Origin of the sequence: Kitasatospora sp. NPDC056446 (genome assembly GCF_042796115.1) — a bacterium.
Taxonomy (GTDB): domain Bacteria; phylum Actinomycetota; class Actinomycetes; order Streptomycetales; family Streptomycetaceae; genus Kitasatospora.
On record NZ_JBHTRF010000012.1, the window covers coordinates 143,978 to 169,537 of the forward strand.

24 protein-coding genes are annotated in these 25,560 nt (G+C 75.3%); 10 read left to right on the forward strand and 14 right to left on the reverse strand.

From position 1 onward, the window contains the following. Positions 1–13: 13 nt before the first annotated feature. The 5 genes from ACFQ6N_RS11270 to ACFQ6N_RS11290 all read right to left on the reverse strand — a co-directional run bounded on the left by ACFQ6N_RS11270 (position 14) and on the right by ACFQ6N_RS11290 (position 6,672). On the reverse strand, positions 14–886 hold the full coding sequence (locus ACFQ6N_RS11270) for an alpha/beta fold hydrolase (protein WP_380648514.1): 873 nt from the start codon (positions 884–886) through the stop codon (positions 14–16). Positions 887–1,284: 398 nt separating this feature from the next. Further along, positions 1,285–1,935, reverse strand: a complete 651-nt coding sequence (locus ACFQ6N_RS11275) for a hypothetical protein (RefSeq protein WP_380648516.1) — start codon at positions 1,933–1,935, stop codon at positions 1,285–1,287. Positions 1,936–2,162: 227 nt separating this feature from the next. Further along, complete coding sequence (locus ACFQ6N_RS11280; RefSeq protein WP_380648517.1) at positions 2,163–2,840, reverse strand: response regulator; 678 nt, start codon at positions 2,838–2,840, stop codon at positions 2,163–2,165. Further along, on the reverse strand, positions 2,837–4,168 hold the full coding sequence (locus ACFQ6N_RS11285; RefSeq protein WP_380648518.1) for a sensor histidine kinase: 1,332 nt from the start codon (positions 4,166–4,168) through the stop codon (positions 2,837–2,839). Before ACFQ6N_RS11285 ends, ACFQ6N_RS11280 begins: the two co-directional genes overlap by 4 nt. A gap of 302 nt (positions 4,169–4,470) precedes the next feature. Beyond that, positions 4,471–6,672 carry an MMPL family transporter gene (locus tag ACFQ6N_RS11290; protein WP_380648519.1) on the reverse strand — a complete coding sequence of 734 codons (2,202 nt, stop codon included), beginning with the start codon at positions 6,670–6,672 and terminating at the stop codon, positions 4,471–4,473. A 379-nt stretch (positions 6,673–7,051) separates the two neighbouring features. Between ACFQ6N_RS11290 and ACFQ6N_RS11295 the strand changes: the two genes are divergently transcribed. The 4 genes from ACFQ6N_RS11295 to ACFQ6N_RS11310 all read left to right on the forward strand — a co-directional run bounded on the left by ACFQ6N_RS11295 (position 7,052) and on the right by ACFQ6N_RS11310 (position 11,419). Continuing rightward, positions 7,052–8,176 (forward strand): DegT/DnrJ/EryC1/StrS family aminotransferase, encoded by a 1,125-nt coding sequence (locus ACFQ6N_RS11295; protein WP_380648521.1) that lies wholly within the window; start codon positions 7,052–7,054, stop codon positions 8,174–8,176. A 74-nt stretch (positions 8,177–8,250) separates the two neighbouring features. Further along, a complete protein-coding gene (locus ACFQ6N_RS11300; RefSeq protein ID WP_380648523.1) occupies positions 8,251–9,192 on the forward strand; it encodes an NAD-dependent epimerase/dehydratase family protein in 942 nt (313 codons plus the stop codon). A 12-nt stretch (positions 9,193–9,204) separates the two neighbouring features. Further along, positions 9,205–10,296, forward strand: a complete 1,092-nt coding sequence (locus ACFQ6N_RS11305) for a hypothetical protein (RefSeq protein WP_380648525.1) — start codon at positions 9,205–9,207, stop codon at positions 10,294–10,296. 181 nt (positions 10,297–10,477) lie between these two features. Next, a complete protein-coding gene (locus ACFQ6N_RS11310; protein WP_380648526.1) occupies positions 10,478–11,419 on the forward strand; it encodes an excalibur calcium-binding domain-containing protein in 942 nt (313 codons plus the stop codon). A gap of 119 nt (positions 11,420–11,538) precedes the next feature. Here the strand turns inward: ACFQ6N_RS11310 and ACFQ6N_RS11315 are convergent, their stop codons facing one another. The 4 genes from ACFQ6N_RS11315 to ACFQ6N_RS11330 all read right to left on the reverse strand — a co-directional run bounded on the left by ACFQ6N_RS11315 (position 11,539) and on the right by ACFQ6N_RS11330 (position 15,253). Next, positions 11,539–12,369: a polysaccharide deacetylase family protein gene (locus ACFQ6N_RS11315; protein ID WP_380648527.1), complete on the reverse strand. Its 831-nt coding sequence runs from the start codon at positions 12,367–12,369 to the stop codon at positions 11,539–11,541. Between the two features lie 7 nt (positions 12,370–12,376). Beyond that, positions 12,377–13,174, reverse strand: coding sequence for an SDR family NAD(P)-dependent oxidoreductase (locus ACFQ6N_RS11320; RefSeq protein ID WP_380648528.1), 798 nt, complete (start codon positions 13,172–13,174; stop codon positions 12,377–12,379). Between the two features lie 78 nt (positions 13,175–13,252). Next, positions 13,253–14,140 (reverse strand): DMT family transporter, encoded by an 888-nt coding sequence (locus ACFQ6N_RS11325; protein ID WP_380648529.1) that lies wholly within the window; start codon positions 14,138–14,140, stop codon positions 13,253–13,255. Positions 14,141–14,449: 309 nt separating this feature from the next. Then, positions 14,450–15,253 (reverse strand): SAM-dependent methyltransferase, encoded by an 804-nt coding sequence (locus ACFQ6N_RS11330; protein WP_380648530.1) that lies wholly within the window; start codon positions 15,251–15,253, stop codon positions 14,450–14,452. A 341-nt stretch (positions 15,254–15,594) separates the two neighbouring features. Here ACFQ6N_RS11330 and ACFQ6N_RS11335 point away from each other — a divergent pair, with 341 nt between their 5' ends. After that, the gene (locus ACFQ6N_RS11335) at positions 15,595–16,137 is read left to right on the forward strand and encodes an RNA polymerase sigma factor (protein ID WP_380648531.1); all 543 of its coding nucleotides are present in this window, start codon (positions 15,595–15,597) and stop codon (positions 16,135–16,137) included. Then, positions 16,134–16,859 carry a hypothetical protein gene (locus ACFQ6N_RS11340; protein WP_380648532.1) on the forward strand — a complete coding sequence of 242 codons (726 nt, stop codon included), beginning with the start codon at positions 16,134–16,136 and terminating at the stop codon, positions 16,857–16,859. The genes ACFQ6N_RS11335 and ACFQ6N_RS11340 overlap by 4 nt, the downstream gene beginning before the upstream one ends. A gap of 29 nt (positions 16,860–16,888) precedes the next feature. On the opposite strand, the gene ACFQ6N_RS11345 is transcribed toward ACFQ6N_RS11340, so the two are convergent. From ACFQ6N_RS11345 to ACFQ6N_RS11365, 5 genes are all read right to left on the reverse strand, one after another. After that, positions 16,889–18,811: a condensation domain-containing protein gene (locus tag ACFQ6N_RS11345; RefSeq protein WP_380648533.1), complete on the reverse strand. Its 1,923-nt coding sequence runs from the start codon at positions 18,809–18,811 to the stop codon at positions 16,889–16,891. 113 nt (positions 18,812–18,924) lie between these two features. Continuing rightward, positions 18,925–19,602, reverse strand: coding sequence for a 4'-phosphopantetheinyl transferase family protein (locus ACFQ6N_RS11350; protein ID WP_380648534.1), 678 nt, complete (start codon positions 19,600–19,602; stop codon positions 18,925–18,927). Beyond that, positions 19,599–20,447, reverse strand: coding sequence for a hypothetical protein (locus tag ACFQ6N_RS11355; RefSeq protein ID WP_380648535.1), 849 nt, complete (start codon positions 20,445–20,447; stop codon positions 19,599–19,601). Before ACFQ6N_RS11355 ends, ACFQ6N_RS11350 begins: the two co-directional genes overlap by 4 nt. Positions 20,448–20,451: 4 nt before the next feature. Continuing rightward, positions 20,452–20,742 (reverse strand): phosphopantetheine-binding protein, encoded by a 291-nt coding sequence (locus tag ACFQ6N_RS11360; RefSeq protein WP_380648536.1) that lies wholly within the window; start codon positions 20,740–20,742, stop codon positions 20,452–20,454. Positions 20,743–20,854: 112 nt separating this feature from the next. Continuing rightward, positions 20,855–21,787 carry a 3-oxoacyl-[acyl-carrier-protein] synthase III C-terminal domain-containing protein gene (locus ACFQ6N_RS11365; protein ID WP_380648537.1) on the reverse strand — a complete coding sequence of 311 codons (933 nt, stop codon included), beginning with the start codon at positions 21,785–21,787 and terminating at the stop codon, positions 20,855–20,857. Positions 21,788–21,929: 142 nt separating this feature from the next. Between ACFQ6N_RS11365 and ACFQ6N_RS11370 the strand changes: the two genes are divergently transcribed. The 4 genes from ACFQ6N_RS11370 to ACFQ6N_RS11385 all read left to right on the forward strand — a co-directional run bounded on the left by ACFQ6N_RS11370 (position 21,930) and on the right by ACFQ6N_RS11385 (position 25,412). After that, the gene (locus ACFQ6N_RS11370; protein WP_380648538.1) at positions 21,930–22,229 is read left to right on the forward strand and encodes a hypothetical protein; all 300 of its coding nucleotides are present in this window, start codon (positions 21,930–21,932) and stop codon (positions 22,227–22,229) included. Beyond that, the gene (locus ACFQ6N_RS11375; RefSeq protein WP_380648539.1) at positions 22,226–23,398 is read left to right on the forward strand and encodes a glycosyltransferase; all 1,173 of its coding nucleotides are present in this window, start codon (positions 22,226–22,228) and stop codon (positions 23,396–23,398) included. Before ACFQ6N_RS11370 ends, ACFQ6N_RS11375 begins: the two co-directional genes overlap by 4 nt. Positions 23,399–23,583: 185 nt before the next feature. Beyond that, complete coding sequence (locus ACFQ6N_RS11380; protein WP_380648540.1) at positions 23,584–24,558, forward strand: ATP-binding cassette domain-containing protein; 975 nt, start codon at positions 23,584–23,586, stop codon at positions 24,556–24,558. A gap of 89 nt (positions 24,559–24,647) precedes the next feature. Beyond that, positions 24,648–25,412: an ABC transporter permease gene (locus ACFQ6N_RS11385; protein ID WP_380648541.1), complete on the forward strand. Its 765-nt coding sequence runs from the start codon at positions 24,648–24,650 to the stop codon at positions 25,410–25,412. Positions 25,413–25,560 lie beyond the last annotated feature (148 nt).

The window sequence follows — 25,560 nt, forward strand, 5'->3', positions numbered from 1 at the left end:
CCCGAGGGGTGCCTCAGCGGGGCTCGTTCAGGAAGTCGTCGACGAGTGTCGCGAAACGCTCGGGCTCCTCGGTCCACGGCCGGTGGCCGGAGTACGGCAGCACCTCCAGGCGGCTGTCCGGCAGGGCCGCCGCCACCGCGTGGGCCGGGGCGGTGCCGATCATGCCGTCGAAGGCGCCGGCCAGGACCAGCACGGGCGTCGGCACCGACCCGGGGGCGGCCGGCCGTTCCCCGTACGGCAGCCGGGAAAGGGCGTCGGCGGAGCCCGCGTAGAAGGCCTCGCGGTACCAGGGCAGCGTCGTGGCGTGCTCGGGACGGTGCTCGGCGAGGCGGCCGTCGGTCCAGGTGTGCCAGAAGAACGGCAGGATCCGCCGTTGCAGTCCGGCGAGTTCGGCGCCGGTCGCGCGGCCTTCGGCCAGCAGGCGTTCGGCCTCGGCGGCGTCGGGGTACCAGGGTTCGTCGCGGCGCCCGGCCCGGATCGCGGCCAGTTCGTCCTCGTCCGGCCGCCGCCCGGCCCGGCCGACCGGGGTGACCAGGACGGCGCGCCGCACCCGCGCGGGGTGGGCGGCCTCGTACTCCTGGACGGTCAGGCAGCCGGCCGAGTGGCCGAGCAGGTCGAGGCGTTCGAGACCGAGGTGGCGGCGCAACTCCTCGACGTCGCGGGCCTGCCGGACGAAGGAGACGGTGGAGCGGTCCTCCGGCACGGCGGAACGGCCGGTGGCCCGTGGATGGAGCAGGACCAGTCGGCGGCGGTCGGCGAGAGGGCCGAGGCCGCCCAGGTAGCCGGCGTCCGAACCCGGCCCTCCGGGCAGCACCACCAACGGCTCGCCCCCGCCCGCGAGTTCGTAGGCGATCCGGGACCCGTCGAAGGAGCGGAAGCTCTGCATGCGGCAAACGATCACACGTCCGGGCCGGCCGGCGCCACCGCGTTCCGCCTGGTGGTCGGAGTGCCCCCGGTGATCGGCGCGGCCCGCGGAGGGAGCGGGGCCCGGGTGGATCTCCCGGCCGGGGCGAGGAGTTCGGGGTCGACGGGTTCTCCGCTCGCCCCGGCCCGCCGTCGACCCCGGCGGCTTCCGGTCGTCACGCCGGGGCGGCCGGGCCCCGGGATCGGTGGCGGTCGATCGGAATCGGCACGACCGGACGGCGGGCTCGCGAATCAGTCGGCCGGGAAAGCCGGTTGGCGCGCGATTCGCCGGATCGTGGGCGAATTGAACGGCCCGCCGGGAATTCCCGCTCCGGGCACACACCTCGGCGCGCGCACCCGGAACGGGGGCGTCCGAAAACGTCAGAGGCCGACCTGGATCTCGGCGCGGTGACGGATGTACTCGTCGGGGTGCGAGCGGGCGATGGCGACCGCCGCCTCGACCAGCCCGTGCAGCTCCGCCGGGTAGGCGCGCGGCACCAGCGGCAGGCCGGGGAGGATGCAGCGGCGCACATCCAGGTCCGCGTTGGCGACGAACTCCCGGAGCGCCGTCTCGTACCAGGTGTCGCGGATGCTCCCGCCCTCGTCGGCGGCGGCGCCGTTGCGGCCGTCCCCGACCGACAGGGCCGTCCAGTACCAGGCCCGCGCGGCACCGGCCCGCTCCGGATCGGTGCCGGTGCGCAGGTAGCCGAGCAGGGCGAGGCGGACTCTGCGCTGCCCGAAGGCGAGCAGGGCGGGCTCCACGAAGCGCCGGTTGAAGCTCGGGTTGGGGTCGTGGACCGCCGCCTCCAGCAGCGCCTCGAAGTACTCCTCGGGCAGGTCGGACCGTCCGGCGACCGCCTTGTGGACCTCCCATCGGGCCGCGCCCTGGTAGTCGGCGCCGGGCGCGACCTCGGTCCCGAGCAGGCGGAGCAGGCGCGCGAGCCTCAGGTCGAACGTCTGCGATTCGTCCCCCGTGCGCCCGGGCAACGGCTGGAGAATCCGCACCTCGCCGGCCGTGTCCTTGGATTCCACGAACATCCTCCTCATTCTGAGTCATCGGCAGACTACTCGCTGATACGTCAGTTCGGAGGTCGTTTTCGGCCAGGCCGGGAATCCGATCGGTTTCCGCCGTGGGGTTTTGACGGTTGCTCAGCCCGTAATCGGCTCGAACGGCGCCGGTCCGGCAAGTCCGACGGGCCCGGCCGGTACGGGAATCGCGTCGGAATCAGCCCCGCCGGTGCGGGCCCGTCGCGCCGGGGTCAGGACGGGCGGCCGGGCGGCACCAGACCGGACTGGTAGGCGATCGCCACGAGTTGGGCGCGGTCGCGGGCGTCGAGCTTGGACATCGCCCGGTGCACGTGGGTGCGCACGGTGAAGGGGCTGACGAACATCCGCTCGGCGATCTCCTCGTTGGTCAGACCAGTGGCGGCCATCGACATCACCTCGCGCTCGCGGGCGGTCAGGACGGCGAGCCGCTCGCTCACCGGACCGGCGGAGCCCGGGTCGGGCTGGGCCAGGAACTGGTCGATCACCGCCCGGGTCGCGGCCGGCGAGAGCAGGGCCTCCCCGGCCGCGACGGTGCGGACGGCGGCGAGCAGTTCCTTCGGGTCGGCGCCCTTGCCGAGGAAGCCGCCGGCGCCCGCGCGCAGCGCCTGGCCCACGTACTCGTCGATCTCGAAGGTGGTGAGGATGAGCACCCGGGTGCCGGACAGCTCCTCGTCGCCGCAGATCTCGGCGGTGGCGCCGAGGCCGTCGGCGCCGGGCATCCGGATGTCCATCAGGACGATGTCGGGCTTGGTGGCGCGGACGAGTTCGACGGCCTCGCGGCCGTCGGCGGCCTCGCCGACCACCTCCATGTCCTCCTCCGCGTCGATCAGCATACGGAAGGCGCCCCGCAGGAGGGCCTGGTCGTCGGCGAGCAGTACCCGGATCGTCATGCGTGGTCCCTGTCCTGTCCTTCGGATGCGTGCGCGTCGGCGGCCCGCGCGGGCGATGCGGTACGGGCGGGCGGTGAGGTACGCGCGGGCGACGCGGTACGGGCGGGCGGTGCGGCGGGGCCCTCGTCGCGGGCGCCGGTGCGCAGCGGCAGCTCGGCGGTGACCAGGAAGCCGCCGTCGGGCCGCCGGTCGGCGCTGAGCCGACCGCCGACCGCGCCGGCCCGCTCCCGCATGCCGATCAGCCCGAAGCCGCCCTCCCCCGGGGCGGGCTGGGGCAGCAGCGCGGCGCGGGCGCGGCCGGTCGCGGTCGGGCGCCCGTTGGCGACGCTGACCGAGACCCGGCTGCCGCTGTAGGCGAGGGTGATGTCCGCGTCGGCGCCGTGGGCGTGCTTGGCGACGTTGGTCAGCGACTCCTGGACGATCCGGAAGGCGGTGAGGTCGACGCCGGGTGACAGCGGCCTGGCCTCGCCCTCGACGGTCAGCCGGACCGGCAGGCCGGCCCGCTCGAAGGAGCCGATCAGCTCGGGCAGCCGGTCGAGGCCCGGGGTGGGTTCGAGCGGCGCCGGCTCCTCGGCCCGGCGCAGCAGGCCGACGGTGGCGCGCAGTTCCTGGAGGGCCGAGCCGGTGGCGTCGGTGATGTGGCTGAGCACCTCGCGGGCCTGGACGGGGTGGCTGTCCATGAGGTGGACGGCGATGCCGGCCTGGGCGTTGGCGAGGGCGATGTGGTGGGCGACCACGTCGTGCAGGTCGCGGGCGATCCGGATCCGTTCGTCGGCGACCCGGCGGCGGGCCTCCTCCTCGCGGGTGCGTTCGGCGCGTTCGGCGCGCTCCTCGATGGCCGCGAGGTTGGCGCGGCGGTTGCGGATGGAGTCGCCGAGGGCGCCGGGCAGCAGGGCCCAGGCGAGGACGCTGATCCGTTCGCCGACCGGGCCGCCGGGGCCGAACAGCAGCGATATCCCGGTGAGCAGGACGGCGGTGGTGATCGAGGCGCGCAGCGCGGTGGCGCGGTCGGTGCGGACGGCGAGGAAGTAGAGGGCGAGCAGCAGCGGGGTGGCGAGGGTGGGGGTGAGCCGGGGGCTGGCCCAGGCGAGCAGCATGGTGCAGGCCAGGGTGACGGCGACCACCGCGCGCGGGTAGCGGCGGTGGGCGAACACGGCGACGGCGGAGAGCATCGCGATGACGCCGGTGGCCGGGTCGGGCAGGGTGAGGCGGCCGCCGGTCTGGTCGATGGTGGCGCCGAGGGCGGTGACCGTGATCACGGCCGTGCCGCCGACGGTGTCGAGCAGCCGGGGATGGTCACGGCGCAGGCGCTTCCAGGTGTCGCTCATTGGTCGTGCTCTCCGGGTCGGGGTGACCTGGCCGCGCCCTCGCCGGGCCGCCAGTTCGTGCCGCGCCGCGTCCGGGTGGGCGCGGCGGGCCGGGTCGGGGCCTCCGCGCGGGCGGCGGCCCCGACAGCAACGGTAACGGTAGGGGCTCGAACCGGTGTCCGAGCCGACCGGGTGCCGGGCCGGGGCGGGCCCTGTCGAAGGCCCGCCCCGGGTCCGGTCCGCCTGCCTGCTCGTCCGTCCGTCCGTCCGTCCGGACGCAGCGTGGCGCGGCGCGGACGGACGGGGGTGGGGGTCGGCCCCTCCTAGACGGTCACGGACTCCCGGGCCGGGTCGGGCTCGGGGGCGGGCGACTGGAGCTTGCTGCCCTCGACGTCCACGTCCGGCACCAGCCGGTCGAGCCAGCGCGGCATCCACCAGGCACGGCGGCCGAGCAGGGCGAGGACGGCCGGGACGATGGCCATCCGGACCACGAAGGCGTCGAAGGCGACGGCCGCGGCGAGGCCCAGGCCCATCATCTTGATCATCGGCTCGCTCATCCCGATGAAGCCCGCGAAGACGGCGATCATGATGAAGGCGGCGGCGGTGACCACCCGGGCGTTGTGCCGGAACCCGGTGACGATCGCCTGGTCCGGCTGCTCGCCGTGGACGAAGCCCTCACGGATGCGGGTGACCAGGAACACCTCGTAGTCCATCGCGAGGCCGAACACCACGCCGATCATGAAGATCGGCATCATGCTCATCACCGGGCCGGTCTGCTCCACGCCGATCAGGTGGGCCAGCCAGCCCCACTGGAAGACCGCGACCACGGCGCCGAGGGCGGCGGCCACCGAGAGCAGGAAGCCGAGCGCCGCCTTCAGCGGGACGAGGACGGAGCGGAAGACCACCAGCAGCAGCAGGACGGCGAGGCCGACGACCACGACGAGGTAGGGCAGCAGCGCGTCCGAGAGCTTCTGCGAGACGTCGATGTTCATCGCCGTCGCACCGCTGACCAGGACCGTCGCGCCGGTGGCCGACTTCAGCGCGGCCGCGTCGCCGCGGATGGCGTGCACGATGCTCTTGGTCTCGGCCTCGCTCGGGCCGGTGGCCGGTATCGCATTGACCAGGGCCGTGTCGCCGGCCGGGTTGAACATCGGCGGCGTCACGGTGACGACGCCCGGCAGCGCGGCGACCTTCTGGGAGACGGCGTTCGCCGCGGCCTTCGGGTCGGCGACACCCTTGACGTCCACCAGGACGGTCAGCGGGCCGTTGAAGCCGGGGCCGAAGCCCTCGGAGAGCAGGTCGTAGGCGCGCCGCTGGGTGGTGGAGGTAGGCTTGGCCTCGTCGCCCGGCAGGCCGAGCCGCAGGTCGAGCGCGGGGGCCGCGAGCACGCCGAGGCCGATCACACCGCCGAGCAGCACCGCGAGCGGGCGGCGCAGCACGAACCGGGCCCAGCGGGCGCCGCCGTTCTCCTTCGCCGACGCCGGCACGCCCGCGCCGCGGGCCTTGCGGACCTTGCGCGGCAGCACCTTGCGGCCCAGGAAGCCGAGCAGCGCGGGGACCAGGGTGAGCGCGACCAGCACCGCGACGACGACCGTCCCGGCGGCGGCCATGCCCATCTTGGCCAGGATCGGGATGCCGACCACGGAGAGCCCGGCGAGGGCGATCACCACGGTGAGCCCGGCGAACACCACCGCGGACCCGGCGGTGCCGACGGCCCGGCCGGCCGCCTCCTCGGGTGTCCGGCCCTCGGTGAGCTCGGCCCGGTAGCGGGAGACGATGAACACCGCGTAGTCGATGCCGACCGCGAGGCCGAGCATCATGGCGAGCGTGCCGGTGGTGGTGGACAGGCCGAGCGTGCTGCCGAGCGCGGCGATCAGTGCCATGCCGAGGCCGACGCCGACGATCGCGGTGAGCAGCGGCAGGCCGGCGGCGACCAGCGAGCCGAAGGTGATCACCAGGACGACGGCGGACAGCGCCATGCCGATCGCCTCGCTGCTGCCGCCGGCCTCGCCCTTGGCCATCAGCGCGTTGCCGCCGATCTCGACCTTGAGCCCGGCGTCCCGGCCGTGCTGGGCGGCCTGCTCCAGGGCCGAGGTGGCGCCCTTGGAGAGCTCACCGGCCTTGGCGGAGTAGCTGACGGTCGCGTACGCGGTGGTGCCGTCCTTGGAGACGGTGCCGGCCTTGAACGGGCTGACCGCGCCGGTGACCTGCTCGGCGTGGGCGAGTTCGTCGACCGTCTTGTCGACCGCCTGCTGGTTGGGCGCGGCGGTGATCTTCTGCCCGGAGGGTGCGACGAACACCAGGCGGGCCGAGGCTCCGTCGGCGTGGCCGCCGGGGAAGCGCTCGTTCATGAGGTCGAAGGCCTTCTGCGCTTCCGTACCGGGCATCGCGAAGCCGTCGTCGGGGGCGGCGGGCGCCTTGGCTGCCAGGACTCCGCAGACCGCCAGCACGGCGACCCAGAGCAAGGTCACCAGCCGGCGCCGGAGGAAGGCCCATCGGCCCAGACGGTAGAGGAACGTGGCCACGGGAGAGCGGACTCCTTCGGATGCGGTGCTGCGTACGGGAGGCGCTGCGGCCGGGCCCTTCCCCCTCGGGACGCGGCCCCCGCAGCATGACCAATCCTTGGCCGCCGACCCCTGCTCCGTCGTCGTCTGTGGGCAGGCCGTTCGCGTACTGCGGACGCAGTACGGCCGTCCCCCGTAGGGAGGAGCGCACGCCCTGCGTCGGGAGTAGGCCTCCTACCTGCGGAGTAAGCATCCCGGTCACCCGTGCGGGCGGCGACGACGGGCCGCGACCCGGCCGGGCGAAGTAGCGTGATGTGCCTGGCCCGACCGCGTTCGGTGCGGTTCGGGCGGATCCGATCCGATCCGTGCTGCTCGCGCAGCCCGCCGCCGGAGGTGCCCCATGGGCGTTCCAGCCGCCCGCATCGTGTTCGACGAGAGCGACCGCGCGGCCGTCGCCGAAGCGGTGACCGAGATGCTCACCACCGGGGCCCTCACCCTCGGTCCGTGGACCGAGCGCTTCGAGCAGGCCTTCGCCGCCGAGCACGGCGCCTCGCACGCGGTCGCGGTGAGCAGCGGCACCGCGGCGCTGGAGGTGGTGCTGCGCAGCCTCGACGTCCGGGGCCGCGACGTGGTCGTGCCCGCCGTGAGCTTCTACGCCACCGCCGGGGCGGTGGTGCACGCGGGCGGGCGCCCGGTGTTCGCCGACGTCGACCCGGCCACCCTCGCGCTCTCCCCCGAGACCCTCGCGGAGGCCCTCACCCCGGACACCGCCGCGGTCGTCCTGGTCCACATCGGCGGGCTGGTCACCCCCCGGGTCGACGCCCTGCGCGCGCTCTGCGACCGGCACGGCGTCCCGCTGGTCGAGGACGCCGCGCACGCCCACGGCAGCAGCCACGACGGGCGGGCCGCCGGCACCTTCGGGGTGGCCGGGGCCTTCTCCTTCTACCCGACCAAGGTCACCACCAGCGGCGAGGGCGGCATGATCCTCACCGAGTCGCCGGAGCTGCGTGACGAGGCCCGGATCTACCGCGACCAGGGCAAGGGCTCCTTCACCACCAACCACCACGTGCTGCTCGGCTACTCCTGGCGGATGAGCGAGCTCCACGCGGCGGTCGGCGCGGTGCACCTGCGCCGGCTGAAGGAGTTCATCGAGACCCGCCGGGCCGTCGCCCGCCGCTACGACGAGGCGCTGGCCGGGCTGGACGGCCTGGAGCCGGTGCTCGAACCGCCCGGCTGCCGCGGCAACTACTACAAGTACGTGGCGCTGCTGCCGCCCGGCACCGACCGTGCGGCGTTCAAGCGCGCGGTCGCCGAGGAGTACGGCGTGCGGCTGTCCGGTGAGGTGTACGACCTGCCGCTGCACCTCCAGCCCGTCCTCGCCCCGTACCGGCGCGGGCCGCTGCCGGTGGCCGAGGACGTCTGCGCCCGGCAGGTCTGCCTGCCCGTGCACTCCGACATGACGCAGGACGAGACGGAGCAGGTCGTCGAGGCCGTCTCGGCGGTGCTCCGGCGGCCGGCCGGATAGCCGGGAGCCCGGACAGCCGGGACGAGGCAGCCCGACGACCCGACAGCGGGAACAGAGCGAAAGGGAGCAAGAACGTGCGGATAGCCGTCACCGGGGGATGCGGATTCATCGGCTCACACGTCGTGGACCACCTGATCGCGGCGGGCCACGAGGTCCTCGCGGTCGACAGCACCGACAAGTACCTCAACCCCGACGCCGAGCACGCGCGGATCGACATCCTCGACCTCGCGGCGCTGACCTCCGCGCTGGCGGGCAGCGAGGTCGTCTACCACCTCGCGGCGATGGCCGACGTCGAGCAGGTCTCCGCCGACCCGGTCCGCGCCGTGCGGACCAACATCGACGGCACCGAGGCCGTCCTGGAGGCCGCCCGGCGCAGCGGCCTCAGCCGGACCGTCCTGGCCAGCACCGTCTGGGTCTACGGCGCCGCCCTCGCCGACAGCCGGCTCGACGGCGAGGAGGAGGAACTGGACGAGCACGTGCCGATCGAGCTGGAGCACAGCGGGCACCTGTACGTGGCCACCAAGCTCGCCGCCGAGATGCTCGTGCACAGCTACCGCGAGCTGTACGGGCAGCACTTCACCATCCTGCGCTACGGCATCCCGTACGGGCCCCGGATGCGCGACGAACTGGTCGTCGCCCGCTTCGTCCAGGCCGCGCTGGCCGGGCGGCCGATCACCATCGCCGGGGACGGCCGGCAGAGCCGCAACTTCGTCTACGTCGAGGACCTCGCCGACGCCCACGTCCGGGCCCTCTCCCCCGCCGCCGAGGACCAGACCTTCGCCCTGGAGGGGGCCACCGCCGTCTCGGTGCGCGACATCGCCGACACCGTCGACGAACTGCTCGGACCGGTCAGCATCGAGCACGTCGACGGCCGCAAGGCCGACTACGCGGGGCGGCGGATCTCCTCCGCGCAGGCCAAGCGGCTGCTGGGCTGGTCGCCGAGGACCCACTTCGCGGACGGCGTGCGGCGCTACGCCGACTGGTACCGGGCCGCCACCGCGTCCACCGCCCCCTGACCGGGCCGCCCGATGCCGCACGCCCTGCTGGTCTCCGGCTCGCTCGGCCAGGGCCACGACGTGATGGCCCAGGCCTGCGCCGACACCCTGCGGGAACGCGGCTGGACCACCGACACCGTCGACGCGATGGCCCTGCTCGGCGAACGCTCGGGCGCGGCCGGGGAGGCGGTCTTCCGGCGGCTGCTCGGCCTGCCCGGGGTGTACGACGCCTTCCACTTCTCGGCCCTGCGGCCCGGCGCGCGGATCGCGCTGCTCGCCGACGCGGCGGCCCGGAGCCGGCTCGTCCCGGCGCTGCGCGCGCTGGTCGAGGCGCAGCGGCCGCAGCTGGTGGTGTCGGTGTTCGCCACCGCGAGCTCGGCGGTGAACCGGCTGCAGGAGTGGGGCCGGGGGCGGGCGTTCCGGCACTTCGTGTTCTGCACCGACGTGACGCCGCACCGGCTGTGGGTGCAGGACGGGACGGACCTGTTCCTGGTCACCTCGGAGGTCGCCGCCGCCGCCGTCCGGCGCTACCGCCCGGAGGCGGACACCGTCGTCCTGCCCGCGCCGCTGCGCCGGCCGTTCTACCACCCGCCCGGGCGGGGCGCGGCGCGGGCCGGGCTGGACGTGCCGGAGGACGCCGCGTGCGTCCTGCTGATGTCGGGGTCCTGGGGGCTCGGGCCGCTCGCCCGCACCGCCGCCTCGCTCGCGGCGGCCGGACCGCACGTACTCGCCGTGGCCGGGCGCAACCGGGAGCTGGAGCGCCGTCTGCGGGAGGCCGCGCGCCGGGAGCCGCGGCTGCACCCCTTCGGCTACACCGACCGGATCCCCGCGCTGATGGCCGCCGCCGACCTCGTCGTCACCAGCTCCGGCGACACCTGCAGCGAGGCCCGCGCGCTCGGCCGGCGGCTGCTGCTGCTCGACGTCGTCCAGGGGCACGGGCGCGACAACCTCCAGCACGAACTCGAACTCGGCCACGCCGACGTCGCCTCCGCGCGCCCGGCCGAGGTCGTCCGCAACGCCCTGGCGGCGCTCGCCCGACCCGCGCCCGAGCCGTCCGCCGGCGCGACGCCGCAGGCCTGGCAGGAGGGGTTCGGCGCCGCGCTGCGACGGGTCGGGCTGGCGTAGGGCGGCTCGTCCGGATCCCGCCGGACCCCTCCGAATGCCGCCGGACCTCTCCGGATGCCGCCGGGTCGCGCCCCGGGCCATACCCGCCCCTTATCCGTTCTATACGGATCCTTTACACTCGGCGGCGCCCCGTGGCGCCGCTCTCCCCGGGGAATCCCGACCTCGTGAAGGATCCGACACCTTGACGCACGACTCGTTCCGGCCGTCCCCGGCCCGGACACTCCCTCCCCGGACACCCGCCAACCGGCTCGTCCGAGCCGCCGCCCTGCTGTTCGTGCCGCCGGTCGCCGCGGTCTGGCTCTGGCGCTCCCGCCGTCTCCCCAAGGCCGCCAAGGTGGCGCTGACCGTCTTCTGCGTCCTCGGCACGTTCTACTGGATAGGCGTGCTGACCGGGCCGCCGAAGAAGGACCAGCCGGTCGCGGCGCCCGCGGCGACCCCGACGACGGCGGCGACGACCACCCCGGCCGCCGCACCCGCCCCGGCCGAGACCCCGGCCCCGACCGCCACGCCGGTGGCGACCGGGACCCCGCACCCGATCGTCATGCCCGAGGTCGGCGGACGCACGGCCGCCGATGCCCGCACCCTGCTGCTCGTCGCGGGCATCGCGACCGACCGGGTCCACGAGGTCAGCCGCTACCAGGACCTCCCGCTCCCCGCCGAGCACGCGGCCTGGACGGCCTGCGCGACCGAACTGCCGCCGGGCAGCCCGCTGAGCCCCGCCACCGAGACCACGCTGCGGCTGGTACGACCGGGTGCCACCTGCCCTGCCGACGGGCAGCAGGCGCTCTACGCCGACGAGCGCAACGACCCGGCGAGCCCGACCCACCAGGGCGCCTCCACCGGCACGGGAACCGGCGCCGGCACGGGTGGAACCGGCGGCGGGAGCACCGGCTCGACCGGCGGCGGCACGTCCGGAGGGAGCTCCGGGACGACGACCGGCGGGACCTCGGGCGGTTCCTCGGGCGGTGCGTCCGGCGGCGAGGGCGGCAGTGGGGGCGGCAGCGCCTACTACAAGAACTGCACCGAGGTGAAGGCCGCCGGCAAGGCCCCGCTGCACCGGGGCGACCCCGGGTACCGGGCCGGCCTGGACCGCGACAACGACGGCGTCGCCTGCGAGCGCTGACCCCCCGCGAACGGAACGCCCCGCTCCACCGCCGACGGTGGAGCGGGGCGTTCCGCGTTCTGCCGGGCCTCGCCCCGGCCTCGCGTGGGCCTCGCCTGGGCCCGACCGCAGCGACCGGTTCAGGGCGGCACCGCGTGGTCGCGCAGCGGCCCGAGGGTGAGCCCGTGGTCACGGCAGTGGGCGGCGATCAGGGGCAGGGCCGCGAGGGTGGCGCGCCAGGAGTCCGGGGCGGAGGTGCAGTCGGAGTCGTGGAGGAGGAGGGTCGCGCCGCCGGTGAGGCCGGGCCGGGCGGTCGCGTAGACGGAGGCGCCGGTGGCCTGCGCCGTCCAGTCCCGACCCCAGGCGGTCCACAGCACGGTGCGCAGGCCGAGGCGGCGGGCGGCCAGGGCCGGGCCGGCGGTCAGGACGCCGTACGGCGGGCGGTACCAGAGCGGGCGGGCGCCGCACAGCGCGGTGACCGCCTCGGTGGCCCGGCGCAGTTCGCGCAGGTCGCGGGCGGGGGCCGGGTACCACTGCTGCCGGTGGTGCCAGCCGTGGACGGCGACCTCGTGGCCGCGCCGCACCAGCTCGCGGCCCAGCCCGGGGGCGCGTTCCAGCATCGCGCCGAGCAGGAAGAAGGTGGCCCGGGCGCCGAGCCCGTCCAGCGCGTCCAGCACGTACGGGGTGCTGCGCGGGTCGGGGCCGTCGTCGAAGGTCAGGGCGATGTGGCCCGGGGCGGTGCCGTGCCCGGCGGTGCGCCGGGCCAGGGTCCGGCGCAGCGGCGGCAGGCGGACGGCGGCCGGGGCGAGGTGCAGCAGTTCCACGGCGGCTGCGGCGGCGAGGACCCGGCCCGCGGTCGCCGCCCGGGCCCGGGCCGTCGTGCGGGACCGGGCCGTCGTGCGGGACCCGGCGGACACCGACAGCTCGGCGGACACCGGCGGCTCGGCGGACACCCGGGGTTCGGTCGTCACCCCGGGCTCATCCGAAGCGCGAGGCCATCCGGCGGAACACCCCTGGCGCGACGCCGTGGATGCGGGCCGGGAAGCCGAGCCAGTGCGGCACGTAGAGGCGGTCGCGTTCGGTGGTGATGGTCGCGACCACGGTGTCCGCGACCCGCTCCGCCGTGACGGGGCGCGGCCGGTCGCGCTGGTACGGGGTGCCGCGCCGGTCGAAGAACGGGGTGTCCACCGCGCCCGGGAGCACCAGGCGCACCCCGACCCCCGTACCGCGCAGCTCGTACCAGAGGCTCTCGGCGAACATCGCCAGCCCGGCCTTGGTGGCCGAGTAGCCCGACTCGTCGCGCACGCCGACCTGGCCGGCGATCGAGCCCAGCAGCACGATCCGGCCGTGGCGGCGCTCCAGCATGCCGGGCAGGAGCAGGCGGACCAGGCGCAGCGGGGCGGCGAGGTTGACCTCGATCATCCGGTCCAGGGTGTCGGAGGGGGTGGTCGCGTACGGGCCGCGCCAGCCGAGGCCGGCGCTCGCGACCAGGGCGTCCACCCGGCCGGTCTCGGCCAGGGCGGCCTCGGCGAGGCGGCGCGGGCCGTCCGGCTTGCTCAGGTCCTCGGGCAGGGCCAGGCCGCCGGTGCGGTCGGCGGCCTCGTCGAGGCGGGCCCGGTCGGTGCCGGAGAGCAGGGTGTGCCAGCCCGCCCCGGCCAGGCGGGTGGCGGTGGCGAGGCCGATGCCGGAGGAGGCGCCGGTGATCAGGGCGACCGGGCGACCGGTCGGCGCCCGCCGGGATCGGGGGTGGGGTTCCCATCGGGGGTCCTCCGCCATCGCGCACCTGCCGATCCGTGGCCGTATTGCCGTCCGTTTTGTCCGGCAAGTCACCTTCGCATGACGGGACCGTCCGGGCTACCCCGGCGGAACGGCCGGCTCGGCCTCCGCACCGGTCCGCGGGGCCGCCCGCTCGGCCGCCCCGCCCTCCAACTCGCCGAACCGGGAGAGCAGGAAGGTGCCGCCCACCGCGACCGCGAAGCCCGACAGCGCGCACCACTCCAGCCCCGGGCGGGCGGCATCACCGAGCGCCGCCACCCCGACCAGGGCCGGGCCGAAGGTCTCGGCCACCGTCCCGGCGGCGGTCGCGGCCGTCACCGTGCCGCGCTGGAGGGCCAGCGCGTAGGCGAGGTAGCCGCCGAGGCCGCCGACGGCCAGGGCGTAGGCGGCCGGGTCGGTGAGGATCGCGGCGGGGCCGGACGGGTCCAGGACGCGCACCGCGAGGCTGGTCACCCCGAAGCCGACCCCGGCCAGGAGCCCCAGCCCGGCGGCGGCCGCGGTGCCCTCCCGGCGGACCAGGACGAGGGTGGCGAGCAGCATCACGACGGTGGTGGCCAGCAACGCCCAGTGGAACGCGGCCGGGGCGTGGTTCCGGCCCTCCTTCCCGGAGCCGAGCGCGAGCAGCGACAGGCCGACGACCACGGCGAGGATGCCCGCGACGTCCGCCCGGTGCAGGCGCGCGCCCAGCAGCCAGACGGCGGCCAGGGCGGTGACGGCCAGGCTGGCGTTGGTGACGGCCTGGACCAGGAAGAGGGGGAGGCTGCGCAGGGCGACGATGCTCAGCACGAAGCCGGCGATGTCCAGCAGGGTGCCGGCCACGAACTGCCAGGACCGCGCCAGCGCGGCCAGCAGGCCCGCCCGCACCCGGTCGGCGCGCGGGGCCGACCGCGCCCCGCGCGCCTGGAACACCGCCCCGAAGCCGAAGCAGACGGTCGCGACCAGCGCGGTGGTGAGTCCCAGCAGCATGCTTCTCCCAGCCTCGCGGGGCAGCATCGTCCTCCACCAGTCTGTGCCCGGGGGGACGGGGGCGCACGGGTGGGGCGGGGCGGGCGGCGGGCGGGAGGCGGGAGGCGGGAGGCGGGAGGCGGGAGGCGGGAGGCGGGAGGCGGGAGGCTGCGGCCGACGGTCATGCCCCCGGCCGGGTTCCCGGGCTCGCCGGTGAGCGGGGCGCCGCCGGCCCGGTCGGTGTCGGGCCCGGGTGCAGCGGATCCGGCGGGCGAGGAACTCGCCGTCGCGGTCGAGGTCCCGCAGGACGGCGCCGACGGCGACCACGGGTCACGGTCGGAGGGCCACCGCCGCGTACGCGGACGCGTCCTCGGCGGCCACGAGGGGCTCGCCCGCCGGCGGTCGCCACTGGGGGGTGGGCACGACGCCGGGGGCGAGGAGGGTCCAGCCGTCGAAGAAGCGGGCGAACTCGGACCGGGTGCGGGCCTGGGCGGCCGTACCGGCGGATTCGTAGATGCGCACCAGGTCGGCGATGTCCCCGGGGGCGAAGTCGGGGGTGACGTGGGTCATCACCAGGGCGCTGCCGGGGGCGAGGACCGACTTGAGGTGTTCGACGAGCGCGTACGCGCCGTGGGCGTCGGGGACGAAGTGCAGCAGGGCGTTGAGGGAGAGCGCGACGGGCCGGTCGAGGTCGACCGTGTCGCGCAGGCCGGGCGCGGAGAGCAGCCGGGCGACGTCGGTGACGTCGGCCTCGACGTAGGCGGTGCGGCCCTGGGGGGTGCCGGTGAGCAGGGCCTGGGCGTGCGAGAGGACGATCGGGTCGTTGTCGGCGTAGACGACGCGGGCGCCCGGCCGGACGCTCTGGGCGACCTCGTGGAGGTTGGGCGAGGTGGGGATGCCGGTGCCGATGTCGAGGAACTGGTCGAATCCCGCCTCGGCGAGCGCCCGGGTCGAGCGGTGCATGAAGGAGCGGTTGGCCCGGGCGGCGGTGCGCAGCCAGGGTGCGATGGCGAGGGCGTGTCCGGCGGCCTCGCGGTCGGCGGCGAAGTTGGTGAAGCCGCCGAGGTAGTAGTCGTACATCCGGGCCGAGTGCGGCACGTTGAGCCGCAGGTCGACCCCGTCGTAGAGTCCCATCCCGTTTCCCCCTCGGTACGTCGCCGGTGCGTCGCCGGTAGGTCGACCGCAGCCGGTCGCATGGCTGCCCACGGTATCCGGGGGTCAATCACGGCGCCGTCGACTCAACCCGCCGCCGGATCCCATGAGATGACAATCTGTATGCACTTTGCACCCTGGAGTGACAGGCCTGCTGGAATGAGGATGGGCACCGACAGCCCGACCCTCGGGGTGGCCCGGTGAGCAGCCGACGGCCACGGAAAGCAGGATCGATGACGATCGACAGGGGTGCCCCGGCGCGCGGGTACCGGGGCGGGCCGGCAGTGGACTGCACCGTCGCGACAGGGCCGGAACGGACGACCGTGGGAGAGCTCGTCCTCCGCCTGGACGTCACCTATGCCGCGTTCTGCGAGACGCACGAACCAGCGTGGCACGCACTCGCGTTGACCAGGATAGGCAGCCAGGCCGACGCCGTCCTGGTGGTCGAGGCGGTGAAGGCCGACCTGGCCCGCTGCTGGCCGCAGGTGCTGCGGTTCGAGGAACCGGCCGCCTACGCCTGGCGGTTGGCGAACCGGCACGTCTCGGACTGGGTCTCCGCCGACGAGCCGGTGGAGGTGGAGGCGGTCACCTTCGCCGCGGTGATCGGCGCGTTCAAGCAGGTGGCCAAGGGGCTGCTGCACAGCGAGGCGGACGAGGTGCGGCTGTACGCGGCGATCCTCGAACTCCCGGACCGGCAGCGGGATGTGGTGATCCTGCGGTACCTGCTCGGACTGCACCCCAAGGTGATCGCGGCCTACCTGGGCCGGCCGGTGGCGACGGTGCACTCCAACCTGCGGCACGCCCGCGAACGACTGGCCCGCCGGCTCGGAGTGGGCGAACTCCCGGACCGCGGAGGCGAGCTGTGAACGACCCGCGGACGGCCGGGCAGCCGGGCGCGGCCCGCGCCGCGGACGGCGGGCCGACGGTGGTCCGGGTGCCCCGGCCCGAACGCGCCCACGCCGACCGGATCGCGGCCGTGCGCCAGGCCCGGCTGACGGCCGCACCGACCCACCTGCCGTCGGAGCACGAGCAGGCCTCGTTCGAACTGGGCCTGGTGGTGGCCCTGGTACTGGGCGCGCCGGACGCCTCCCGGGGGCTCGACCTGCTGGTGAACGCGCGCCGGATCCAGCCCGAGGGCGCGGAGGTGTTCGGCGCGCTGCTGTACGCCACCGGCAAGGAGGAGGGCGCCGAGTTCTGGTGGCGTTTCGCGGCCGGCTCGGGCAGCGGGACGGCCGCGTACTGCCTGCACCTGCACCACCTGATGCTCGGCGAGACCGACGACGCCGACTACTGGCGGGCCTGGTCGGACCAGTTGTCCAGCGCCGAACGCCCGCCCGGGCCCCGGGCGTTGCGGATGAACCGGCCGCTGCTGCCGGAGGACGTGCGGCGCGACATCCTCTCCCGGGTGCACCGGGGCCTGGCCCCGCAGCTGCCGCCGGCGCTGGTCGCGGTGATCGACCGGCTGCCGCTGCAGGGGGACGACGCGGAGGAGGTCCCGAGCCCGTGGGGGCTCACCTCGGGGACGACCTCCATGTGCTCGTGGGACCTCGGATGGGGACTCGACGACGAGGAGGACCCGTTGGAGTGAGCCGCCCACGGGTGCCCGGGGTCCCCCGTTCAGGTGAGTGCGGACAACCGGGCGACGATCTCCGGGTCCCGTCCGCTACCGGCTTCGACCACCTCGCCGTCCGGGGTGGCGCGCCGGACGACGTAGTGGTGCGGCGCCATCGCGGTCTCCCGGCCGGGCAGGGCGGCGACGACCGCGCGGTGGGCGGCGGCGGGGGTGAGCGCGGGCCCGGGCACGGCGGCCCCGGGCACGGTGATGTCGGGCACGGTGATGTCGGCGACCAGCCTTCCGTCGACCAGCGACAGCCGGTGCTCCCCGAGGACGCCGTCCAGGAGCTCGCGGACGGCCGCCAGGTCGATCCACGAGCCGTCGACCAGCCGCCACTCGCCACCGCGCCCGTCCGCCGGCGGGCCGAGCACGGCGGGCAGCCCGGCGAGCAGCACCGGGCCCTCGGCCGCGGCCGCGAGCAGGGCCAGCAGGGCCCGGGCGAAGCCGTCGGTCTCCTCGGGGTCGAGCACCTGCGGGCAGGAGACCAGCGCGAAGTCCAGGCTCCCGGAGATCCGCAGGATGGTGAGCATCAGCCGCACCGGCAGCGGCGGGACGGGCAGCTGGATCAGTTCGGGGTCGGCGGCGGCGGGCGGCTGGGCATCGGCGACGGCGGCCGGGATGGTAAGGCTCAGGTCGTTGACGACCACCTGGCGGGCGAACCGGGAGCCCCGGCGGTGGGCGACATCCTCGACCAGCTCCCAGACCTTCTCGGCGTCCAGGATGCTGTGCCAGTAGGCGTTCAGCGAGGCCGACTTGGCCCGGCCGATCAGCTGGTCGAGGTCGGCCGCGCCGGTGTCGAGCAGGATCAGCGCGTCCTGCGCGAGCGTGCCGACATGGTCGATCAGGGCCGCGCGCTGGCGGTTGGCGGACAGCGCCGACATCACCAGCTCGCCCGGCCGGCCGGCCCGGTGGGCGACCAGCGCGGCGAAGGCGGCGAGCAGCACGACGGACGGGCTCGCGCCGGTGCGGCGGCAGACGGCGGCCAGGTGGGCGGCCGAACCGCGCGAGCGCACCAGCAGGGCGGCGTGGTCGCGCGGCGGTCCGGTGATCCGCGCGTCGGCGAACACCGTCTGGGGGCCGCTGCCCAGGACCCGGGCCCAATGCCGCAGGCTCGCGGCCGCCTTGCGACGGCCCTGCGGGCTCTGCTCGGCGGCCGCGAGGAGCAGCGGGGTCGGCGCGGTGACCGGCGCCGGTTCCTGCCCGGCGGCGAGGACGTGCCAGTCCTGGATCAGCACGGCGGTGGCGGCCCCGTCGGCGCCCGCGTGGCAGACCACGGCGACCAGCCGCAGCAGCCGCTCGCCCCGCACGACCAGGGTGAACCGGATCCGCGGGGCCGCCGCCAGGTCCAGCGGGACCGCGAGGTCGGTGCGGCCCAACTCGGCCGCCAGGGCGTCCAGTCCGGGACCGTCGCGGCCGTCGTCCTCGACCAGCGTCACGGCGAACCGGCCGTCCCGGTGCACCACCTGCCGGTCCGGGAAGCCGTCCGGGCCGGGCCCGGCCGGGAACGACGTGCGCAGCGACTCGTGCCGTTCGACCAGCCGGCGCAGGGCGAGCAGGCCCGCGGCGACCGAGGTGCCGGCGGGCACCGGCCAGACCGACTCCTTGTTGATCTGCTCCGGGGCGTCGCGACCGATGCAGCGGATCATGTTGTCCTGGCCCCGGGTGAGCGGGCCGACGCCGCTGCTCGCAGCGGCGAACCGGACGGTGACCCGCCGGTGGGCCGGCCGCGCGGGGTCCGGGGCGGAGCCGCAGGGAACCGGGTCGGACGCGGCGGGTTCCGGGACGGTGGGTTCGGGGACGGCGAGACCGGGCGCGGTCGGGTCGGACGCGGTGCGGTCGGCCGGGCCGGCCTCGCGCGGGGGAAGGTCGCGCGGGGGTGCCTGGGGCGGCGCCGCCTCGCGGGGGATCAGGTCGTGCGGAGTCACGTCGTACGTGCCTTTCGGCTCGCCGGGAAAGGCTCAGCGGGGGGTGTGATCGGGACGCTACCAGCGGCGCTGCAAGCTGGTCCAGACCAAAGTCCGAAAGATCGGACGCAACGTCAATTCGCCGTCCACACAGCAGAGTTGACATGTATCGGCGGTTCGCCGAGCGCCGCCACCGCCGCCCGGAACGGCCCGGGGACGGGGACGTCGCAGAGCCGGGCCGGGCCGGCACCGAGCCGGCCCGGATCGCTCACCAGCACCGGCGAGGGCCCGGCCACGGACACCCCGAAGGACTGCGTCAGCCGCCCGCCGTACGCCTTCACGCACGCCTCTCGGCGGCACCACAGCGTGGTGAAGCGGGCCGACCGCCCGGACGGCCCGGGGGCTTCGGCGACCTGGCGCGCCTCCTCGAAGGGGAACCAGCGCGCGGCCATCCGCTCCGCCGTCCGGGCGTCGTGGAGGCGCTCGACGTCGACACCGACCGCCCGCCCCTCGGCCAGGACCAGCGCCGCGAGCGGGCCCGAGGCCGACCAGTTCACCCGCAGGGAACCGCCGTCGGCCGGCTCGGGCTTGCCGCACCGCCCCCGCCGCCAGCCGACCTCGGCCGGGGGCACGCCGAGCCGGGCGCCGACCAGTTGCCGGACGGCGCCGCGCACCACCGTGAAGCGGTCGCGCAGCACCGGATCCGCGCCGGCGGTCCGGGCACGCTCCTCCGCGTCGAGCAGCTGCCACAACGCGGCGACGACATCGGGGGGTTGGTCGGTATGGATGAGCCGGAACGCGACCTCCGTCACGGCAGGGTCAGCGTGCTGAGCACCCCGAGCCGCCGGTCGTACCCGGCGAGCACGGCGGGGCGCCCCTGTTCCCGCCACCGCGGGAGGTGCTCGGCCAGCCGCGCCCAGAGGCCGGTGAACGGCTGCGCGGGCAGCCCGTCCGGTCCGGAACCCGGGCCCTCCGGGTCGCCGGGGCCGGGGCCGAAACCGGAGCCCGCACCGAACCCGGCGCCGAAGCCGTCGTCGAGCAGCAGCTCCGTCTCCGGACCCAGCTTCTCGGCCCGGGCCCGTACGGTCTCCTCCGGGGACGGGTCGCCCGGGGCCTGCCGGACGTCCAGCCCCTCCCCCGGCGCCTCCTCGCAGACCAGCACCACGGCCGCGTGCCGCTGCGGCAGCGGCACCGGCTGCGACGGCTCGTAGTGCAGCGCGGTCTGCTCGGCGAGCACCACCACCGCGCGGCGGCAGGCGCCGGTGCGGTGGAGGTCGGCGGCCAGGCGCAGGGCGGTGAACGCCGAGGCGGTGCCCTGGTCGCAGACCGCGAAGGCGAGCGGAGTACCCGGGACGGACCGGCTCATGGCCAGCGAGGACGGCGCGCCGGGGCGGACGTCCGGGGTGTCGAAGGCGAGGATCAGCAGGTCCACCGGCTCGTCCTCGGCGAGCGCCTCGCCCAGCAGCCCGGCGGCCAGCTCCTCGTAGGAGTGGCCGACGCCCTCGCCCAGCAGGTCCTCGCGCAGCGGCAGGCCGTAGGGGCGCACCAGGTCGGTGACGAACACCCGCAGGTCCGGGTCGAGCGAGGTCTCCGAGCGGCCGTCGAAGCGGCGGGCGAGCACCCGGGTGATCCGCAGGCCGGAGGGGCTGGCGGTCACCCGGTCAGTCCTCGGGGATGACGTGCCCGGCGACGTAGTCGGCCAGCCTGGTGACCGATCGCAGGTCGTCCTCGGTGATCTGCTCGACGTCCACCTGGATGTCCAGCGACTCCTCCAGCTCCAGGATGAGCTCGATGGTGCCGGCGGAGGTGAGGCCGAGGTCGTCGAAGAGGCAGGCGTCCTGCGGGATCTCGGGCAGTTCGCGCTTGAGGACGCGCGGCAGGAGGTCGCCGATGCCGTGCAGGATGCGCTCGCGCAGCTCGGGGTCAGTGGTCTGGACCACAGGTTCTGACATGGAGGTCCCGTCCCGTCGTACGTGGGAAGTGTGCTCTGGGGAATCTGCTCTGGGGAATGTGCTCCGGGGGATCCGGCGGGTCGGCCGAGGGATCCGTGGTCCCGGCGGCCCGTCAGGCCCGCACGGCCATCGCGGAGAAGGTGGCTCCGACACCGGCGGCGGCGATCAGGTAGTGGTCGCCGCGGCGGAGCAGCCCCCGCGTGGTGGCGGTGTGAAGATTGATGAGGCTGTCTGCAGCGAAACTGTGCCCGACCGACCGCACGTTGTCCAGCACGACTTTCTCGATCGGGTAGCCGATGCGGCGCGCGATCATCCGCCAGGACGCCTGGTTGACGTTGTGCGGAAGGATCGCGGCGAGGTCGGAGAGGTCCAGACCGGCCCGGTCGAGGGCCGCCTCGATCGCCTCGACCATCACGTTCGGGTACTCCCGCTGGTAGCGGGCGAGCAGGTCCGGGTCCTCGGCCAGCCGGCCGTCGAACTCCGGACGCTGGCGCACCGCGTAGGAGAGCACCCGATGGCGCTCGCCGTGGGCGCTGACCAGGCAGGCGGCCGCGCCCTCGGCGAAGATGCCGGTCTCGGGCACGACCTGGGCGTCCCTGGTGAAGGTCTTCTCCCCCGCCAGGACCAGCGCGAGCGCCGCCGGGTCGGGATCGGACGCGAGCAGCCGCCCGGCCAGGTCGACGGCCAGCAGGCCCACCGCACAGGCGTGGTGGGTCACCGTGAAGGCGGTGGCGTGCGCGAGGCCGCGCGCGCCGAGCAGGTCGTGGAGCGGGTTGAGCGGGTGGGGCACCGCCACCGGCATGCTGCGGGCGTGGATCACGAAGCGGATGTCGCATTCGCGTCCACGCAGCTCCGGCAGCGCGTCCAGGGCGGCTTCGAGCAGGTCGGGCAGCGTCCCGGCCGGGTCCAGACGCAGCTGGTCCAGGCCGTGGAAGCGGCGGAATAGACGGAGTTGACGTGGGGTCAGGCCGATGCTCTCGCCCACAGCCTCGATGGGAACGGCGTGCGGGGGGAGGTGGACGGCCACTGCCTCCAGTGCGGTCACCCGGGCTAGTATTCCGACGCCCGCCGGGTCGCACAAGTGATCTCGGGCCCTCCGCCGTCGTGGCCGCACCCTGGAAGCCGTCAACTCCGCTCCGGTGCGGTCCCTTTCGTCCCCTCGCCGTCGAGCAGGTGGGAGATCTCTCATGCCGCACCCTGAACCCCCGTCCGCCGTCCCCCCGTTGGACCCCGGCCTGGTCGCGCTGGTGGTCGAGGCGGCCGGCGCGCCGCCCGAGTGGGCGCACCTGGTGACCGCGGACGCCCGGCTGGACGGCGACCTGCTGCTGGACGAGACCGAGCTCGCCGCCCTGGCCCGGCGCCTGCGCGAACGCCACGGCCCCGCCGCCGACCTGGCCGCGATGCGCGCCGGGCTGGACCTGGCCGGCCTGGAGGCCCTGACCGTCGCCGACGTGCAGCGACTGATCCCCGAGGAGGACCCCCGATGACCCGGTTCCTGCTGGTCATGCCGCCGTTGACCGGGCACGTCAACCCGGCCGCGGGCATCGCCGCCGAGCTGACCGCGCGCGGCCACGAGGTCGCCTGGAGCGGGACGGAGTCGGTGCTGCGGCCGCTGCTCGGCGACGGCGCCCGGGTGCTCGGCACCGGCACCCGGGCCTTCCGGGCGCAGGGCGGGCACGGGCTGGCCGCCCTGCGCTCGCTCTGGGAGGGCTTCATCGTCCCGTACGCGCGGTTCACCGCGAAGCCGCTGGACGCGATCGTGCGGGAGTACCGGCCGGACGTGCTGCTGGTCGACCAGCACACCCCGGCGGGTGCCATGGTCGCCCACCGCCACGGCCTGCCGTGGGCGAGCTTCGCGCCCGGGGCGATGGAACTGGGCCGGCCGTACCGCGCGCTGCCGCTGGTCGAGGCGTGGATGACCGGGCTGCTGCGGGGGCTGTGGGAGCGGGCCCGGCTGCCCGAGGAGCAGTACGTCGACCCGCGCTTTTCCCCCGCCCTGGTGCTGGCGACCACCGGACCGGCCCTGACCGGACCGGCGCCGACCGGGCCGGTGCTGCCGCCGGACCCCGCCCCGAACCTCGCGGCGGTCGGGCCCGTCCTCACCGCGCGCCCGCACGACCCGGACTTCCCGTGGGAGCGGCTGCTGCCGGGCAGGCGGCGGGTCCTGGTCACCATGGGGACGCTGGCGGGCGAGCTGGGCGCGGACTTCCTCGCCCGGGCCGTCCGGGCGCTGGAGCTGTGCGGACCGCAGGTGCAGCCGGTGTTCGCGGCGCCGCGCGAGCTGCTGCCCGGGCTCCCGCCGCACGCGGTCGCGGTGGACCGGGCGCCGGTGCTGGAGTTGATGGCGCGCGGCGAGCTGGACGCGGTGCTGTGCCACGGCGGGATGAACACCGTGGGCGAGGCGCTCGCGCACGGCCTGCCGCTGGTCACCGCGCCGATCCGGCACGACCAGCCGTTCGTCGCCGCCCAGGTGGCGGCGGCCGGGGCCGGGCTGCGGGTGCCGTTCGCCCGGGTCACGCCGGAGCGGCTGGCGGAGGCGCTGGACGCCGTGCTCGGTTCGGCGGGCTACCGGGACCGGGCCGCCCGGATCGGCCGGGAGCTGCTGGCCGGAGGCGGTGCGGCGGCAGCGGCGGACCGCCTGGCGGCCCTGGTCTGACGGCCGTTCGCCGCCCCGCCCGGCACGTCCCCTTAGCAGACCGGGAGTTCGCACGTCCATTGGTCTAGGCCATTGTTTCCGGACCCCGGTTCGCCCTAGGGTGTCGCAGCAGCACCGCCTTCGGCAGGTGCCGAGCCCCGCCTTCCCAGGTGCTGTGGCAGCCCATCCCCGCACGGGAGTTCCGGTTGATCGAGACCGCGGGACTGCGTAAGTCCTACCGCAAGAAGACTTCCCGCCGCAGCAGCGAGGACCCGACCGTCGACGCCGTACGCGGCATCGACCTGTCGGTCGACGCCGGCGAGATCTACGGCTTCCTCGGCCCCAACGGCGCCGGGAAGACCACCACGCTGCGCATGCTGGCCACCCTGATCCGCCCCGACAGCGGAAAGGCCGTCATCGCCGGCGCCGACCTGTTCACCGACCCCGGCGGGGTCCGCCGCCGGATCGGCTACGTCGCCCAGGGCGGCGGCACCACCGACAACGTCAGCGCCCGAGAGGAGTTGGTACTCCAGGCACGGATGTACGGCGTCCCCAAGGCCCGGGCCGTCCAGGCCGCCGACGACGCGCTCAAGGCCTTCGACCTGGGCGAGTTCGGCGACCGGATGTGCGGGACGTACTCCGGCGGCCAGCGCCGCCGGGTCGACATCGCGCTCGGGGTGATCCACCAGCCGCAGGTGCTGTTCCTGGACGAGCCGACGGTCGGGCTGGACCCGGCCAGCCGGGCCTACGTCTGGGAGGAGATCCGCCGGCTGCGCACCGAGGGCATGACGGTCGTCGTCACCACCCACTACCTGGACGAGGCCGACGCGCTCTGCGACCGGGTCGCCATCGTCGACCACGGCCGGATGGTGGCCGAGGGCACGCCCGAGGCCCTCAAGCGCGAGATCTCCGGCGACGTCGTCCTCATCGGCCTCGAAACCGGGGACGGCGCCGCCGAGCGGGCCGCCGAGGTGCTGCGCCCGCAGCCGTACCTGCACCGGCTGGAGCCGAACGGCGACGAAGGCCTGCGGCTGTACCTGGACGACGGCGCCGCCGCCATCCCGCAGCTGCTCCGCGCCCTGGACGCGGCGGGCGTGACGCCCGGCACCGTCCAGCTCCAACGGCCCAGCCTGGACGACGTGTTCCTGGCCCGCACCGGCCGCTCGCTCGGACAGTCCTGACCCGGCCGACAGCCCCCGAGCCGCGCCGCGCGACCCGCCGCCGGCGCCCGCTCCGACCTCGTGGACCCGCACAACCCCCTGGGGAGACCGTGAAGCTCGCCCGCGACACCTGGCTGGTCTTCCAGCGCCAGCTGCTGCTCATGATCCGCACCCCGGTCTGGATCGCCGTCGGCATCATCCAGCCGCTGTTCTACCTCCTGCTGTTCGCACCGCTGCTGAAGAAGATCCTGGTCCCGAACGGCGAGAGCAGCTACGCCGACACCTACCAGGTGTACGTGCCGGGCCTGTTGGCCGTGCTGTGCATCTTCGGCGGACTGTTCACCGGCTTCAGCCTGCTCAGCGAACTCAAGGCCGGGATCATCGAACGCTCCCGGGTGACCCCGGTCAGCCGGCTGGCCCTGCTGCTCGGACGGGCGCTGCGGGAGATGGTGGCGCTGCTCGTGCAGGCCGTCCTGATCACCCTGATCGCGCTGCCGTTCGGGCTGCGGGTGAGCCCGCTGAACCTGCTGCTCGCCTACGTGCTGCTGGGGCTGCTCGCCCTGATGACCTCGGCGATCTCCTACGGCATCGCGCTGATGGTTCCGGCCGACGCGGCGATGGCGCCGGTGGTGAACACCATCGCGCAGCCGATCGCCCTGCTGTCGGGGGTGCTGCTGCCGCTCACCCTGGCGCCGGCCTGGCAGCAGCGGCTCGCCGAGTGGAACCCCTTCTACTGGGCCGTGGAGGGCATGCGCGCGCTGTTCTCCGGGCACCCCGGGGACAGCGTGGTCTGGCAGGGGCTGCTGGTGGTCGTGGTGATGACCGCGCTGGCGGTGTACTGGTCGGCGCGGCTGTTCTCGACCCGGGTGCGCTGACCGGGTGCGCTGACGGCGCGTCCGGCCGGCGCACAACGCCGATGGGGCCCGGCGGGGGGGGGCGGGCCGGGCCCCCACGGCGGGTCCGTGCGGGTGGCAGGGGGCGGGGGCGGGTGCCGGGCTGGTTTAAACCTAAGAAGCGTCCGGC